18 protein-coding genes are annotated in these 15,067 nt (G+C 45.1%); 7 read left to right on the forward strand and 11 right to left on the reverse strand.

Annotated elements, in window-relative coordinates:
• Positions 1–666, forward strand: a complete 666-nt coding sequence (pilW, locus tag OCV11_RS09440; protein ID WP_261892540.1) for a type IV pilus biogenesis/stability protein PilW — start codon at positions 1–3, stop codon at positions 664–666.
• 94 nt (positions 667–760) lie between these two features.
• On the opposite strand, the gene OCV11_RS09445 is transcribed toward pilW, so the two are convergent.
• The 3 genes from OCV11_RS09445 to OCV11_RS09455 form a co-directional block, all read right to left on the reverse strand.
• On the reverse strand, positions 761–982 hold the full coding sequence (locus OCV11_RS09445) for a hypothetical protein (protein ID WP_261892542.1): 222 nt from the start codon (positions 980–982) through the stop codon (positions 761–763).
• A gap of 72 nt (positions 983–1,054) precedes the next feature.
• Positions 1,055–2,110 carry a 23S rRNA (adenine(1618)-N(6))-methyltransferase RlmF gene (gene rlmF, locus OCV11_RS09450; RefSeq protein WP_373332824.1) on the reverse strand — a complete coding sequence of 352 codons (1,056 nt, stop codon included), beginning with the start codon at positions 2,108–2,110 and terminating at the stop codon, positions 1,055–1,057.
• Between the two features lie 158 nt (positions 2,111–2,268).
• Positions 2,269–2,778: a M48 metallopeptidase family protein gene (locus tag OCV11_RS09455; RefSeq protein ID WP_261892546.1), complete on the reverse strand. Its 510-nt coding sequence runs from the start codon at positions 2,776–2,778 to the stop codon at positions 2,269–2,271.
• 144 nt (positions 2,779–2,922) lie between these two features.
• Between OCV11_RS09455 and OCV11_RS09460 the strand changes: the two genes are divergently transcribed.
• On the forward strand, positions 2,923–3,153 hold the full coding sequence (locus OCV11_RS09460; protein ID WP_261892548.1) for a glutaredoxin family protein: 231 nt from the start codon (positions 2,923–2,925) through the stop codon (positions 3,151–3,153).
• 112 nt (positions 3,154–3,265) lie between these two features.
• On the opposite strand, the gene OCV11_RS09465 is transcribed toward OCV11_RS09460, so the two are convergent.
• Positions 3,266–4,135 carry a LysR family transcriptional regulator gene (locus tag OCV11_RS09465; protein ID WP_261892550.1) on the reverse strand — a complete coding sequence of 290 codons (870 nt, stop codon included), beginning with the start codon at positions 4,133–4,135 and terminating at the stop codon, positions 3,266–3,268.
• A 101-nt stretch (positions 4,136–4,236) separates the two neighbouring features.
• Between OCV11_RS09465 and OCV11_RS09470 the strand changes: the two genes are divergently transcribed.
• The 4 genes from OCV11_RS09470 to OCV11_RS09485 all read left to right on the forward strand — a co-directional run bounded on the left by OCV11_RS09470 (position 4,237) and on the right by OCV11_RS09485 (position 7,239).
• Positions 4,237–5,457, forward strand: a complete 1,221-nt coding sequence (locus OCV11_RS09470) for an MFS transporter (protein WP_261892552.1) — start codon at positions 4,237–4,239, stop codon at positions 5,455–5,457.
• Positions 5,458–5,506: 49 nt separating this feature from the next.
• Positions 5,507–6,070 carry a DUF1415 domain-containing protein gene (locus tag OCV11_RS09475; RefSeq protein WP_261892554.1) on the forward strand — a complete coding sequence of 188 codons (564 nt, stop codon included), beginning with the start codon at positions 5,507–5,509 and terminating at the stop codon, positions 6,068–6,070.
• Positions 6,071–6,230: 160 nt separating this feature from the next.
• Complete coding sequence (locus tag OCV11_RS09480; protein WP_261892556.1) at positions 6,231–6,581, forward strand: DUF2750 domain-containing protein; 351 nt, start codon at positions 6,231–6,233, stop codon at positions 6,579–6,581.
• A gap of 82 nt (positions 6,582–6,663) precedes the next feature.
• Positions 6,664–7,239 carry a nucleoside triphosphate pyrophosphohydrolase family protein gene (locus OCV11_RS09485; RefSeq protein WP_261892558.1) on the forward strand — a complete coding sequence of 192 codons (576 nt, stop codon included), beginning with the start codon at positions 6,664–6,666 and terminating at the stop codon, positions 7,237–7,239.
• A gap of 139 nt (positions 7,240–7,378) precedes the next feature.
• On the opposite strand, the gene OCV11_RS09490 is transcribed toward OCV11_RS09485, so the two are convergent.
• From OCV11_RS09490 to cobT, 7 genes are all read right to left on the reverse strand, one after another.
• Positions 7,379–7,741 (reverse strand): hypothetical protein, encoded by a 363-nt coding sequence (locus OCV11_RS09490; RefSeq protein ID WP_261892560.1) that lies wholly within the window; start codon positions 7,739–7,741, stop codon positions 7,379–7,381.
• Positions 7,742–7,782: 41 nt separating this feature from the next.
• Entirely contained in the window at positions 7,783–8,193 is a 411-nt protein-coding gene (locus OCV11_RS09495) for a nuclear transport factor 2 family protein (RefSeq protein WP_261892562.1), read from the reverse strand.
• Positions 8,194–8,197: 4 nt separating this feature from the next.
• Positions 8,198–8,635, reverse strand: a complete 438-nt coding sequence (locus OCV11_RS09500) for an Rrf2 family transcriptional regulator (RefSeq protein ID WP_261892564.1) — start codon at positions 8,633–8,635, stop codon at positions 8,198–8,200.
• 414 nt (positions 8,636–9,049) lie between these two features.
• Positions 9,050–9,805: a vitamin B12 ABC transporter ATP-binding protein BtuD gene (gene btuD / locus OCV11_RS09505; RefSeq protein ID WP_261892566.1), complete on the reverse strand. Its 756-nt coding sequence runs from the start codon at positions 9,803–9,805 to the stop codon at positions 9,050–9,052.
• Entirely contained in the window at positions 9,792–10,787 is a 996-nt protein-coding gene (gene btuC, locus OCV11_RS09510; protein WP_261892568.1) for a vitamin B12 ABC transporter permease BtuC, read from the reverse strand. Before btuC ends, btuD begins: the two co-directional genes overlap by 14 nt.
• Positions 10,788–10,863: 76 nt before the next feature.
• Positions 10,864–11,889 (reverse strand): succinylglutamate desuccinylase, encoded by a 1,026-nt coding sequence (locus OCV11_RS09515; protein WP_261892571.1) that lies wholly within the window; start codon positions 11,887–11,889, stop codon positions 10,864–10,866.
• A gap of 331 nt (positions 11,890–12,220) precedes the next feature.
• On the reverse strand, positions 12,221–13,255 hold the full coding sequence (gene cobT / locus OCV11_RS09520; protein ID WP_315972730.1) for a nicotinate-nucleotide--dimethylbenzimidazole phosphoribosyltransferase: 1,035 nt from the start codon (positions 13,253–13,255) through the stop codon (positions 12,221–12,223).
• Positions 13,256–13,741: 486 nt separating this feature from the next.
• Here cobT and OCV11_RS09525 point away from each other — a divergent pair, with 486 nt between their 5' ends.
• The gene (locus OCV11_RS09525) at positions 13,742–14,455 is read left to right on the forward strand and encodes an NAD(P)H-binding protein (protein ID WP_261892575.1); all 714 of its coding nucleotides are present in this window, start codon (positions 13,742–13,744) and stop codon (positions 14,453–14,455) included.
• The last annotated feature ends 612 nt before the right edge of the window (positions 14,456–15,067 follow it).

Genomic DNA, 15,067 nt, shown 5'->3' on the forward strand with positions numbered 1-15,067 from the left:
ATGACCAAGCGATATTTTTTCTTATCACTGCTACTGTGCCTTTTGTCTGGCTGTGTTCATCAATCCTCGCAAAAGACCACTCAAGATCCTCAAGCGATCGCGGATGCCCGAATTGCCTTAGGTCTTGCCTATCTCAAACAGCATGATAGCGTCAAAGCCAAACAGAATTTAGATCGCGCGTTAGAAGTGATGCCACATTACCTCTCCGCCCAACTGGCCATGACCTATTACTACGAGCAAGTTGGTGAACTGGGATTAACTCGCAAGGCGTTTACCGATGCCCTCAAGGATCATCGACAAAGTGGCGATTTACTGAATAACTACGGCGCGTTTCTCTGTCGGCAAAAAGAATATGCTCCATCACTGGCCTTTTTTGAACGCGCCGTTGCCTCGCCTAATTACCACGATATTGCAGCAACTTACGAGAACGCCGCCTTATGCGCTTGGCAAGCCAAGCAAGATGACAAAGCGCTACGCTATTTTACCCACGCCCTGCACTACTCTCCCGATAATGAACGGCTGCAACGTTATATGATTCGTTGGGCAAGTGAAACCAAACAATGGGATGTAGTTAAGGAAAGGCTGCAGCATTATGTGAGGCGATTTGGTAACAGTCGTTACACGGCAGAAATTGAGCGCCAGTTAGCCTCAGTGTCTAGAAACTAAAAACCGGATACTAAAACTAGTCAGTAAAACAGCCACTAAAGACCAATCACTAAAGAAAAAAGACCAGTAGTAAATGTTCAACGAACTAAACAGGTTATTTCACGTTGGTAGGACGCCCGTCACGCCCCCCTTTGCGGTCCCGATAATGCACTCGACGTAAACGGCGTGTCTTTCTTGCTCGCTGCATCTTCAAATATTCAAGAAACAACATACGACAAAAGAAGAACAACCCCACCAGCAACAGTAGGGTAAACACCGACATAAAAGGAACGCAAAGCCAATCAGGCTGACAAGGTACAAAAAATTCGAAGTCCATATCAACCTCCTGCGAGCAAGCACTCTTAGTATCGCGTAATTACAATATTAGCGAATTATCTTGCTCAAAAAGTTAACATTTTTCCTTCAGCCACACTTTGCGCTGACTAGCATTTTGAAAACTCCATGCAATAAAACGGCTGATTTTTTGACCTTGCGCCATTTCGACGACTTGCGCCTCGACCGCTCCAACTTGCTCAAGTTGTTTACGCATCCAGCGTACATTCTCTTTTTTCGAGATCAGCGAGCTAAACCAGAGTACCTGGTCTTTAAAGAGCGCACTTTCTCGAGCCATTTTCTGCAAAAATGCTGCCTCACCGCCCGGACACCAAAGCTCGGCTTTTTGTCCACCAAAATTGAGCCCAGAGCTTTTACTCATCACGCTTTTTCCACCCTGACGTTTCTGTGCATTTTTTGCCAAGTTAGCTCGTTTTTGTTCAGTGCCCTTTTGCGCCTCTTCAAGTGAACTATGAAAAGGAGGGTTGCAGGTGGTCAAGACAAAGTGGTCATTCGGCGCAATGATCCCGGTAAAAATAGACTCGCTTTGAGATTGTAACTGGCAAGCAATTTTACCCTTAAGCACCGCATTACTCTGGGCAATCTTATTGGCCTGTTCAACCGAAACCGGATCAATATCGGAGGCTTTCACCTGCCAACCATAATCCACAGCAGCAATAATGGGGTAAATACAGTTAGCCCCAACGCCAATGTCCAACAGGGTGACATCAGACATCGCCAATTGTGGGAACTCTTTTTGCAATAGCTCAGCCGCACGGTGAATATAATCGGCACGTCCAGGAATCGGTGGACACAAGTATCCTTGCGGAATATCCCACTCAGTCACACCATAATGGTGAGCCAATAACGCTTGATTAAGACGTTTTACCGCCACAGGGTCAGCAAAAGGAATGGTGTCAACGCCGAGGGGATTTTTCACCACATACTGCCTAAGTTCTGGCACGGCTTGGCACAGAACCGTGAAATCATACTGACCGTGATGACGATTGCGTGGATGCAAACCGGCTGGGCTAGTAATGACTTTGACCTTAAGCGCCGCTGCCTCAGCTGGAGATTTTTTGGGTTGAGCGCCACTTTTACGCGGCTTAACCGTTTGTGCACTTTCGCCCATCTTCGCTGGCTTCTTACCTTTTGCTGCCGCGCGCTTAGCCCGTTTTTGCGCTTGCTTTTGCTCATCACTTAGTGATTCATCTGCAGACGATTGACGCTTAGTGGACTTTTTCTTAAAAAACTGGTCAGCGGGGATACCGTTGATTAGCGGCGCACGACTCATGCTTCAGCTCCTTTTAACTCTTGTACCATCATAAAAATACGCGCATCCAGCTCGAGCTGATGATAGTGCGGCTCCATATGACAACAGAGTTGATAAAAGGCTTTGTTATGATCTTTCTCTTTTAGGTGTGCCAGCTCATGCACCACCAACATGCGCAATAAAGGTTCGGGAGCCGATTTAAATACCTGCGCAATACGAATCTCATTTTTGGCTTTGAGCTTATTGCCATGCACGCGTGAGACATAGGTGTGCAAACCCAATGCATGGTTGATCAAATGAATTTTGCCATCCCACACCACTTTACTCAGTGGTGCTGTTTTCTTCATAAACTGATTTTTCAGTGCCATCGTATATTGAAACAAGGCTTTTTCGCTTTGAATGTCATGACGCTGCGGATAGCGCTGCTCAAACCAACTGACTAACTGTTGATTGGCAACTAAGCGTTCCACGGATTCGACGATATTCGTTGGATAACCTTGAATGTATTTCAGCACTGGATCTGTCATGGCGATGTTCAATTGACTCAATCTTTAAAAGGGCGCTAAGTGTAGCCCAAAGCTCAGCGTGATTCATCTGTTGTGTCGATAGGTTTGCAAGTCGCTAGCGCCACAGGTAAACTCTGCGCCCCGAGAACAATACGAGTAAGCACCATGAAACGAGTTGTCCTTTACGTTAAAGACAAGTGCCCACACTGCAAAGATGCCCAACGTTATTTAGACAGTAAGCAGATTCCATACCGTCTGTGTAATGCCAAAATGCAACGTGGACGCAAAGAGTTAGACGCGATTGGTGCGCGCAGTGTCCCTGTGTTGAAAATCGGCGACCGTTTGATGATCGGCTGGAATCCTAAAAACTTCGACCGCATGTACAGCAGTAACTAGTCTGTACAGTAGTCAGTCGTTAGTTAGTAAGTTAGTTAGTTAGTAAGTTAGTCAGTTAGTCAGTTAGTCAGTTAGTAACGCGGCAATGCGTATTGCCGCAGAAGTTGATGAGTTAAACGTATTTCTTTACGTACTCAATGAACGTTTTGTCGGCATGGGAAAGATAACCCTCTTTGCGCCATGCCAAAGCCAAATCAAGCCACACTGGCGGATCAAATGGCACGGCAACAACATCCGGCTCTTGGTCCGTGACCAATTCCAGTAACGCCGTAATCGCATATTCATGTTTTACTATGCTTAAAATCATCGGCAATAGATTGGTTTCAAAAGAGAATTTTGCTTCAAGCTTATGCTCTTTACACACCTTATCTACAAACTCACGATGGAAATAACCGGTTTTAAACATCACCAATTCATGTTCAAAAAAGGTTTCAAAATCAATTGATTTCGCAGTCGCCAACTCATGATGACGGCCAACGGTAGCCACCATTTGTGAAGATAAAATCGGATCAACGTCCAGCTCAGGTGGCACATCGTGATTGAGGATCACACCAATATCCAATTCACCCGCCAATAACATGCGTCGAATCGACTGCGTACCCGCTTCTAACACCGTCATTTTCAAATTGGGGAATTGGCTTTTAAACGCCATAATGATTTCGGGTAAAAAGTAAGAGCCCATCATGCTTGGCGTGCCTAATCGTACTTCGCCTTTCACCACCCCTTTTAATTCATCCATTGCCAATTGAGCATCATCAAGCTGCCGCAAAATCCTAAGCGCGTGCTCTAGTAACACTTCGCCTTCATGGGTCAACGACACTTTGCGCTCATCGCGCTTAAGTAAGGTAACACCAAGTTGCTGCTCAAATTTCTTGATTGAGATACTTAACGCTGGCTGAGCGATATGCAGTAGCTGCGCTGCTTGAGTAAAACTGCCCTGCTGGGCAACCGCCACAAAATGGCGTAAATGACGAGTTTCCATGGTCGATAAATTTTAGATATAGTGGTGATACAGGCAATATATTTTATTAATTGACCTAACACTGCTAATTTGATCACGTTGTTAATGATCGAGTTGTCATCATGATTGAACTGCATACACCACAATACCGTAAAGTCACTTTTGCTCTGGCCTTTGGCTCATTTTTGGTCTTCTCTAATCTCTACTTATTTCAACCAATGCTGCCTTATATGGCTCAGCATTTCTCGATTTCAGAAACCCGAACTAACTGGATTTTCGCCGCTTCAACGCTGGCACTTTCAGTAACACTGGTCCCTTGGGCAATCGGTTCAGAATCGGTCGGACGTAGAAAAGTGATGTTGATTGGCTTATTTGCTATGCCAATCATTAGCTTATTTATGTTGTTAACCACCCAATTTTGGCTATTGGTAATGGCAAGAGCAGCGATGGGCGTGGCGTTAGCGGCCTTTGCGTCAGTTGCGGTTGCTTATATGGTGGAAGAGCTCTCGGCTACCGCTTTTAGTAAAGCGATTGGCAGTTACATTGCCGCCAACTCCCTTGGGGGCATTTCAGGACGTATCACCGGCGGTGTATTAACCGATGCTTTGGGCTGGCAGCAAGCGGTGGTTGTTATGGCGACCTTTACTTTAATTGGCACCTTGTGGGTGGCGTATGCGCTACCGGTGCAGCAACACTTTGTGCCCCAGAAAGGCCGTTTTCGCGAACACAATCGTTCGATGTTACATCATTTAAGTAACCCGCTTTTGTGGCTCGCGATGCTCGTTGGCGCGGCCAACTTTGCACTGTTTGTGAACCTTTATTCCGTTGCAGGATTTCGCCTGGTTGCCGCCCCCTATTCACTCCCTGTTGGTTTAGCATCATTAATTTTCCTGTGCTATCTCGGTGGTACAGTAAGCTCGCGCTTAACATCGCTGTGGGTAAAACGTCACTCCTCAGTAAGCGGTATGGTACTGGGCACCATCATTAGTATGAGCGGCATGTGGTTAGCGCGCATTGAACAGTTGCCCGCTATTTTACTGGGGTTAATGTGCATCAGCTTTGGCGCATTTTTCACCCACACCCTCGCCTACTCATGGGTAAGTCGTAAAGCGACTGAAGCCAAAGCGACAGCGACGGCACTCTACTTAGTGCACTACTATATTGGTGGTAGCTTAGGCGGTTTTTACCTGCTTTACTGCTGGCAACATGGTGGATGGGATGGTGTGATTGAAGGCGGAATGGTGCTCTATTTGGTGATCTTTGCTCTGTGTTGGATGCTGCACAAACGCAGCCAATTGTCCCAAACTGAGCCAAACCATGGATTTGTTAAAACGTCTCGCTAGCAGTTTGTGCTATGCTTGCCGCAAATCCACAATAACAACGATAAGCATTATGAGCTCAACCACAGATACTCAAGCCATTGCAGCCACGGTTAACCAATGGCTTGATGACGTTGTCATCGGTCTTAACCTATGTCCTTTTGCTGCCAAACCCCAGCGCAATCAACAAATTAAGATCTTTGTCAGCCAAGCTGATAAAGAAGAATCGCTTCTTGAAGACATTCTGGCGCAGTTCACTACTCTGGAGGAGACTCCCGTTAGTGAGCTAGAAACCACTTTGGTTGTGGTGCCAAACATGTTGCAAGACTTCTGGGATTACAACCAATTTATTGATTGGGTTGAAGCCCTAATTAGTCAACAAGGTTGGGAAGGCACTTATCAAGTTGCGACGTTCCATCCTGATTACTGCTTTGCAGGCACTGAGCCTGATGATGCAGAAAACCTGACCAATCGTGCACCTTATCCAATTTTCCATCTCATTCGTGAAGAGAGTATGGAAAAAGTGCTGCGCCACTATCCCAATCCTGAAGCAATTCCAGACACCAACATTGCGCGCGTCTCGGCTTTGACCGAAGAAGAACGTCGCCAATTGTTCCCGTATTTGTTTCGCCAATAGTCTCTTGCATACATAAACTAAAGAGCGTTATTGGGCAAAAACCATCGTTATTTGATCTCGTACATAACGACAGCAACTAACTCGGTAAATAGAAATTCTTAATGGGCTTTACCCCTTGAAAGTGCTACCCTAGCGGCAGCATTTTCTATGAGAGAATAACATGAGCAAATTAACTGCAGACATCCAAGCAAACCTTGATCTTTTCGTTGCTGAGACAAAAGAATCTCATTTGGTTTGGGGCCTTCGCAATGAAGAAGGTTGGTTGTCTTGTGAATCAACTGAATTTGAAGAAAGCGAAGTAATGCCTTTCTGGTCAAGCAAAGCTGACGCAGAAATCCACAACGTTGAAGAGTGGGCAGATTTCGAAGTGGTAGAAATCCCACTAGACGTATTTGTGGAAGACTGGTTACTAACTCTTGCCGAAGATGGCGTACTGGTTGGCACCAACTGGAACGCACAGCTTGAAGGTAAAGAACTAGAACCTTCTGATTTAGCAAAACTTTACGTTTAAGTTATCGCTAAACGCAATTGAACAAGACGCAGCGATGCGTCTTGTTTGTTTTTAATCTATAAGCCCCAACCGGACCGAATCCATGCAATTAAGTAAGCTAACGCAAGAAATTTTTGATCACCTGTATCGCGACATTACTGAATTCCGTTCAACTTTCGATCTTCCTGTTGCTCAACCTGACACGTTAAATGCACAACAAGATAGCCTGCACACTTCACTGATCGTTGAAGAGATGACAGAACTTGCTGAAGCGCCAAACAAAACTGAGCAAGCCGATGCGATTGTCGACAGCGTGTACGTTTTGATGGGTCGCTTAGTGCATCTTGGCAACGAGAAAGTGTCGGATAACCTAGCTATTAGCTACCTTATCGACATTCTGCTGAACGTTGCAGTCAACCGTGGTATCGACTTTATCCCTTGCTGGGATGAAGTACACAGCTCAAACATGAGCAAAGTGTGCCGTAACGAACAAGAATACGCAGAGACAGAAGCATTTTACGCCAAGCAAGGCGTGAAGCTGATGGGCGTAGCAAAAGGCGGTTACATCATCGCTAAATGCGCCGAAGATTTTGTTTCTGAGAGCAAAACCATTAAAAAAGGTAAAGTGCTGAAATCGGTTTACTACCGTCCAGCTGACCTAGCACCATTAACCAAATAATGGCGTGCGCCAAAGCCTAGCCACCGCTGGGCTTTGGTTATTTATTAAAAAAGAAACAGACTCTAATTCACTCTCGTTTAAATTCACCACTCAAAAGTGACGCGGCGTTACCATGTAGAATCGCTGCCAATTGTTAGGCTTAATAGTAACCGATGATACTGAGAATACCTGCTGCAGCCCTCGCAGGTTGTAAGCGTTTTTCTAACTCTTCAAACCACTTTGCTGGAGTTGAATAATCGCCTTCATTTTCGAGAGGAGGAATCCACTCTTTATGTCTGAAAAACAGGTCTGGAACGGATCGTTCAAGTGCTCCAAGCTCTTTTTGAGTAAAACCTTCGATAAGCAATCTCTTAGCCTCGTCCAGAGCGTCCTCATAAGAATGTACATTATCTAAGAAAAGCTCATTATCCTTTAAGTATGTAATAAGATTTTCTAGAGCTGGAATAAGAGCGTTTAGCTGGCCTATCCGATCTTCTTTTGTGTATCTATACTCGCTCATCATTAGTGCCAAATGTCCTTCCTACTTGTGGAGTCTATCTGATATTAATCAGCTCGCGATGCGTCAGAGACCGCCACACTATTTTCCATCATCAAAAATGAGTGGATAAGGCCATCTACAATATCTAGCGTAATGACAAAGGGCGTTACCATCGATTTCTCCGTAACTAAATCTATAGCGGCTAATTCACCATATATCATTGCTCTACGCTCATTCGCCAATATGTCATGCACCTCAAAATGTGTTCTCTGAAGTCGCTTCCCCGTCTCAGTGATAAAGCGAGTCACTGCCTCTCGACCACGTTGCTTACCAATCCAAGGATACGCAGCTTCGTTGCCAGGAATATGCCACAGAACATCTTTTGCAAACAATTCACCAACGGAAGATGATGATTGCGCCTCTGCGAGCCTTTGTAATAAGGTGCGTGCGATGGTCAGATTGTCTTGGTCTGTCATTAAATTACTCCGCTTTTAAGTGCTGTTTTCTTAAATTGATGTCATCCAACATGTCTTGAATACTGATTTGAACCAGTTTTTGTTCTACTTCGTTTTGAAGATCGCTGCGAATATCTGTTAACACTTGCTGAATATTTGAACTAATAGAACATGAAGCCACCTTTTCGTATTGATGAATCGCAAATAAGGTAGGCGCATTGACGGCTCGATAGACATCAAGCAACGAAATGTCCTTTGCCTCACGTACCAGACAGTTACCGCCATTACGTCCACGTGATGAAATCAGCAATCCATTTTTAGCCAGTTTTCCAACAATCCTCTTAATAAAGATCGGATTGGTATTCACGCTTTGTGCCAATTGGACTGTATTGACATACTTGTATTTGGCGATTCCCACCAAAACATGTACTGCAATCGAAAACTGGGTGTTGTCAGCTGCCACAGTGACTCCTTTAAAGCTTGTTTTTTCTTACCATAACATCAAAAAACCAATAAGGATACTTTATTGGTATCCTTATTGGTTTTTTTGTTTCGAGTGATGCGACTTATCACTACTTCAGAGCAGTGTTCGACATTAGGAAACATAAGCCCTAGCAAAGACGATTTGTGCATTCAATTGGGAGATGAGAACAAAGGAATAGCCAAACGATAGATAAAAAAACGCCACCCTGATAGACAAGGTGGCTAAGGAGACTATAAAAAGCCTAACAAGAACGAGAATGTATCGATCTTATTAATGCCAATTGCGTGCCAACTTTTAAAAATAACCTAAGTTATTGATTTATATAGACGTGGTTAAAATGGCATTTTGGTCGGTTTCAGTTGATGATCCACATTTGTGCTTTCTGCACCAAAACTACTCGAAGAGCAGTATAGATTTTCCATCAAAATCAACGCTCTTGACCGCAGTGTTAAATACGCGCGCAAGCGTCTCTTCGGTCAAAACCTCGGTTGGTAAACCAATGCACTCCACCACACCTTGTCGCAGCAATACGACTCGGTCGGCGTGGCGTAGTGATCGGTTTAAATCGTGGTTGGCCATCACCACGGTGATTCCCTGCTGTTTTACATAGGCAATCAGTTTATAAAGCAAAGCCTCTTGAGCGATATCGAGAGGCGCAGCTGGTTCATCCAAAATCAACATCTTTGCATAGGGATTGAGTGTCGGCCAAATCTGTAAGCAGCACCCAACCAGTCGAACGCGCTGCCATTCACCGCCAGAGAGCTGATGAATGGAGCGATGCAATTTGTCGCTGATATTTAAAAGTTCACTCAGTTCATTGACCACGGGCAACACTTTATCATCATGAACATCGATACAGGCCGGCAACGACAAAGCCAGATATTGAAAGACATCCAGATTAAATGCGGGACGCTGCGCTTGAGGTAAAAATGCCCTTTTGAGCGCCAGTTCGGGCAGTGATAGTTCGCTACTGCGCAGATCATCAAACCAAACTTCACCTTGGCACTCTGTCATACCCGCGAGTGCTCCGAGCAACGTACTTTTTCCGCAACCATTAGGTCCGAGAATGTGCAGTACTTCTCCTGCTTCACACTCAAAGGATAGTGGCAATAAACGATGGCCCACTTGTAAGTCTTTAATGCGAATCATGATTTTTCACCAGCATCCAGATAAATACCGGAGCCCCTAACGTTGTGGTCACCACACCCAGTGGCAGCTCCGCTGAATTCAGCGCTAATCTGGCCACTAAGTCAGCTCCTGCCAGCAGCAACGCGCCACCTAATGCTGATAATGGCAGTAGCATTTTATTTTCTGATCCTAAGGTTAAGCGCAGTAGATGTGGGACAACTAAGCCAACAAAACCAATCACGCCTCCCAGAGCGACCGCTCCGCCAACCAATATCGATACCGCCAAGATGAGTTTCCAGCGCAGTTTGTGGATATCCACACCTAACTGGCGAGCGACCTCTTCACCGAGCATCAGCTTATCGAGCTTCTTACCTTGCAGCACCAACCATCCAATCACCGGAATGGTCACCACACTGAGCCAATGTTGTTCCCAGGTCACGCCGCCAACGCTGCCCATCAACCAATACATTAACTGGCGCAGGCTCATATCATCACTGAAATAGAACGCCCACGTCACCACTGCGCCCGATAAAATCCCCAGTGCGACGCCGACTAGCAACAATCTTGTCGTCGTAAGCCGCAACGTTTTCGCCATAGTGACCAATATGGCAGTAAACACTAAAGCACCAGCCATTGCCGATAGCATAAACACTTGAGGCGTAGCTGCAAAAGGAAAGAAAAACAGCACAAGCACCATAGCGACACTGGCTCCGCCAGAAATGCCAACCACACCCGGCTCAGCAAGTACGTTACCCAGTAACACTTGTAATGTTGCACCAGCGACTCCTAGCGATGCGCCAATCACCAATGCGGCCAATAGCCGTGGTATACGCAAATCAAAGAGCAACCGGGACTTTAGTGGCGTTAGTGGCTCAAACGGCGAGATATAAAGTCCGCCAAGCACCAAATAAATCGCAGCTAACAGCACTAACGCGAGTGCTAAGATCCACGCAGCTCGTGCCCAACGCCGCTGTTTACGTAAAATGAGCTGATTAAAATCCATAGAAAAAGAGAGATAAAAAAGAATGGCCTAACCATAACGTTAAGCCATTTAAATAGAAAGAGAGATTTGAGGTTAATCAGTCGTAAACGACTTGATCATTCTCATATCGAATAGAAACGCCGCACACCATGAGTGCTGCGCGCTGACCGATCGCCACTTTGCGATTTGGGAAGACAATCGCCTCCCCTTCGTTCTGTGCCATCAGCGGTTTGTCGCCATCATGACCAAACACTTCGCCATGCATAAACGAGGTGAAGTTTTCCACGGAGTCATCAAATAGAAACGCAAAGTCGTCATGTAAACGCACTATGGTGCGGCTTACGCGATATGGAATTAACTCACGAGTCGGTTCAGGTAGCGTATCACCCGCAATTTTCGCTTTAAGGGCTTCGCTAAACCCTTTAAAAGACTCGAGATCATTTTCACCAAGACGAGCTACTTTACCCAGCTCTACTGTCACAGCTTGTGCGCCATGTTGCTCTGCACTGTACCAACTAAAGGTACTGGATGGGGCATTGGCAAGCATCAAGGCTTCAACTTGCGCCGCATGAAGAAATTCCACCAAAGCTCGACTGCGCGTCGCATGACGTGAACGAGGGCTAACGGCGAATGAACGATGCTTTGAACCACGAATCGCACAGTGCAAATCGAAATGCCAGCGAGATTCTGCCTTAGTGCCAGAGAAAAAGTCGCTCACTAAGATTTTTAGGTTATCAGCGATACCTAACTCTAATGAAGGCTCTTGCGGTTTTTCCTCGAAAAGACGATTGAGGTTAACATCGATAAAACGCACATGGGCGTTAGTCGCTTTGGGATGAGCCAAAATAAACAGACAACGCTCTTTAACCGCCTGTTTTCCAGCAAGAATGGCACTGACCCATTGATCGACCAGTTCAAGCGGTGCGGTTTCATCACCATGAATACCAGCAGAGATAACCAAATGTTGAGTATTGGGAGTCTGCTGCGCAGGAATCACCTCTAACACGCCACGTTGATGCAATTTTAACGTGACACCGTTTGCATTTTTAACGGCATTCGGAACGATTTGAGAATACGTATCCAATGTGTCAGTCAAAAATGACTGATGAAACAGTGACGTCATGCATTACTCCTTTATTGCACAGTAATAATACCAATCACAGTGATTATCTAACCCAATAGTGACTGTGATTGATATAAGTAAGCTTGCCACACCGATATTACTCGTCATTTTACCCATGACAATGATTCGGCTAATACAAGATTCTTACCTTCATACAAGGTAATTCTGAACCATCCGATTTTAACACTATCAAAGGAAAACTCTCTATATTCAATTAGTTCTTTAACGTACTCAACAAGCTAATTCTGACCTGCATCACGTAAATCTCCCGAATGTGAATCACATGTCTCATTCTAAGAGAAGCTCTGCCCTAAGGCAGAGCTCATTCTTATTACACGGTGACGCCAGCTTCAGCGAAACTTGCCATGGTGTTATAGAACTCAGCAGCCGCTTTAACCATAGGTACCGCAAGCGCAGCACCTGTGCCTTCACCAAGGCGCAAACCCAGTTCCAACAACGGTTTTGCGTGCAGTTTGTCCAGCACAACTTTATGACCCGCTTCATGTGATTGGTGAGCAAAGATCATCACTTCACGACTGTCTGGTTCAATAAGCGTGGCAATGTATGCCGCCGTGCTCACGATGAAACCGTCAACCAAGACTGGGGTATTTTTTTCGTACGCGCCAAGGAATGCGCCAACCATCTGGACGATTTCAAAACCACCGACTTCGGCCAATACGGTCAACGGATCTTGACCATGGCAGCGAGCGACACCTTGAGCCACCAGCGTCACTTTTTTCTCATATTGCGCAGGAGAGATACCTGTTCCCATACCAACGCAAGTTTGTGCGCATTCGCCACTTAATGCGGCCAGTAGTGCCGCTGCGCTACTGGTATTGGCAATGCCCATTTCACCAAACATCACCAAGTTTGAGCCTTGGTCAATGATGTTTTGCACAAAGGATTTGCCTAACTCAAGACCGCGAGTCACCTGCTGCGCCGTCATCGCAGCCGATTCAGCAAAGTTAGCCGTGCGATCGCCAAGACGTTGAACAAAGAAATCTGGATGATCCGATTCAACTGGGAACAAGATACCCGCATCGACCACTTTGATATCAATTTGGTTAGCACGGCAAAAACAGTTAATTGCAGCACCACCATTTAAAAAGTTAAGCACCATCTGTTGTGTTACTGCGCTTGGCGCGATACTCACACCTGCATCAGCAATACCATGGTCGCCAGCAAATACAATGGCGGTGGGTTTTTGAATATCAATGTGCGTTACTGCTGCAGCTTTACCTTGGCTTTGAATCAACGCCAATTGAAATGCCACTTCCTCAATTTGGCCCAGAGAACCCACCGGCTTGGTTTTTTGGTCAATCCGAGTTTGAATAGACTCAGCGTATTGACGATCTAACATGCTCATTATCCTTACTATCATCGACTACCTATCGAGTAGAATCCCCTCTATTTTAACGCACTAACTGATTAATGCTTTCTCAAACAACGGCTTGAGGGTCTAACCACGACATCATTTTCTATCGGGTTTAACCCAAAACAGTCATCGCGTTAGAGGTAGCAAAATCACTGCGATAGGTAGCTGAATCATCTCAAAAAATTACTCTGAGTGTACTCGCAATCATAACGATACTCCAAGCATAAACCCTGAGTTCATCGCGTAACTACGACCGAGTAAAAAGTCGATAACGAACGCGATTTTGTTTGTTTACAAAAAAACAACGGATTGATAAGCACTATGTTGCAATTCACTAAAGTAGGCAATATAGTCAAAAGCGAATCTCTAGGTTTTCGAAGCATCTCAGTGATATTCCTCGCGAAACCGTAGGTTACTCTCTTTTATCAAATCTGGATTTTATATACGCTACGCACTTCTGCGTTAGGTCGAAACATAATGATTAATAAAGATTTTCCCTTAGCAAGCGACAGCGACTTTTACGTGATGATCGCAGGAGCATCCGGTCTGGTTGGCTCACAAGTGCTCAAACATCTGCTTAATCAATGTCATCTTGGCGGTGTATATACCATGGTCAGGCAGCCGCTTAGCCAGCAACATCCTAAGCTAGTTCAGATTCTTGACGGTCAACTCTCTGTTTTTCCTGAAAATGCCAAAGGTAAGGTACGCTACGGTGTGATCGCGTTAGGAACGACGCTAAAACAAGCGGGCTCCAAAGAGGCGCTGAAGAAAGTTGACCTAGATTTGGTTGTCGAGATAGCAACACGGATGAAAGCTTATGGCATTACCCATGTGGCCGTTGTCTCAAGCTTTGGTGCCAATCCTAAATCTCATTCGCACTATTTATGCTGTAAAGGTGTGATGGAACACAAGCTCATGCGCTTGGGGTTTGAACACCTCTTGATCCTGCGTCCTGGGCCTTTGGTTGGTGAGCGTCAAGAAGTCCGTCCCAGCGAGATCTGGTTACAACGATTGATGAAAGTGGGTCAATATGTCCTATTTGGTCAATTACGTAATTTCATTCCAATTGCAGCACAAGATGTTGCCAAAGCGCTGCTGAAAACACTATTCGAAGCAAGCGAGCAAAAAGTCACCATACTTAATTCAGTCGATATGCTGCAAAAGCTCAATAAGCCCCTCAATAATAAATAGTCTTTCTTCTATGAGCCTACCCTTGCCTTTTGCTACAGCCCAAACAAAGGCACAGGTTTGCTCATAAGATGAGATAGACTCATTACGCGAACTTGGTCTTTTTTCTTTAACTTCCTTTTTTTGCCAACGAACCGAGTAGCGACTAAATCGTTTTCATGCTCTTTTTGTATGCAAACCCGCTCATAATTTTCTTTATCATATTAAAACAGAAACCTCACCTTACTCTGACATTAATTCGATTCATAACTGCTTAAATTGTTAAGCTTTTGATCCAAAAGCGCCCTCTCTTTGCTAGGCGAGTTATCTCACCTTCCACTATAAAACTAGTCCTGTATTCGTCATTTTTCGTTAGCTTATAAGCTAACTATTTTCAAGTGCCTGCAAGATATTATTATTAAATAACATGTTTATTTAGCACAAAGTTTGGATTTATCTTCCAAAACAGTGTTTATTGATAATTTCGTAGTGAAAAGTATTGTGAAGGGTGTTCCATTTTTGTCCGCACCCCATAGGCGTGAACATTCGGATAGATATAATGGGCCCCGCAAACGTCACACAAGTGAAACGTAAGCGTCACGTGAAGACGGCGTTATCGTCACAAACTAGTAACTA

The organism is Vibrio porteresiae DSM 19223 (assembly GCF_024347055.1).
Classification (GTDB): Bacteria; Pseudomonadota; Gammaproteobacteria; order Enterobacterales; family Vibrionaceae; genus Vibrio; species Vibrio porteresiae.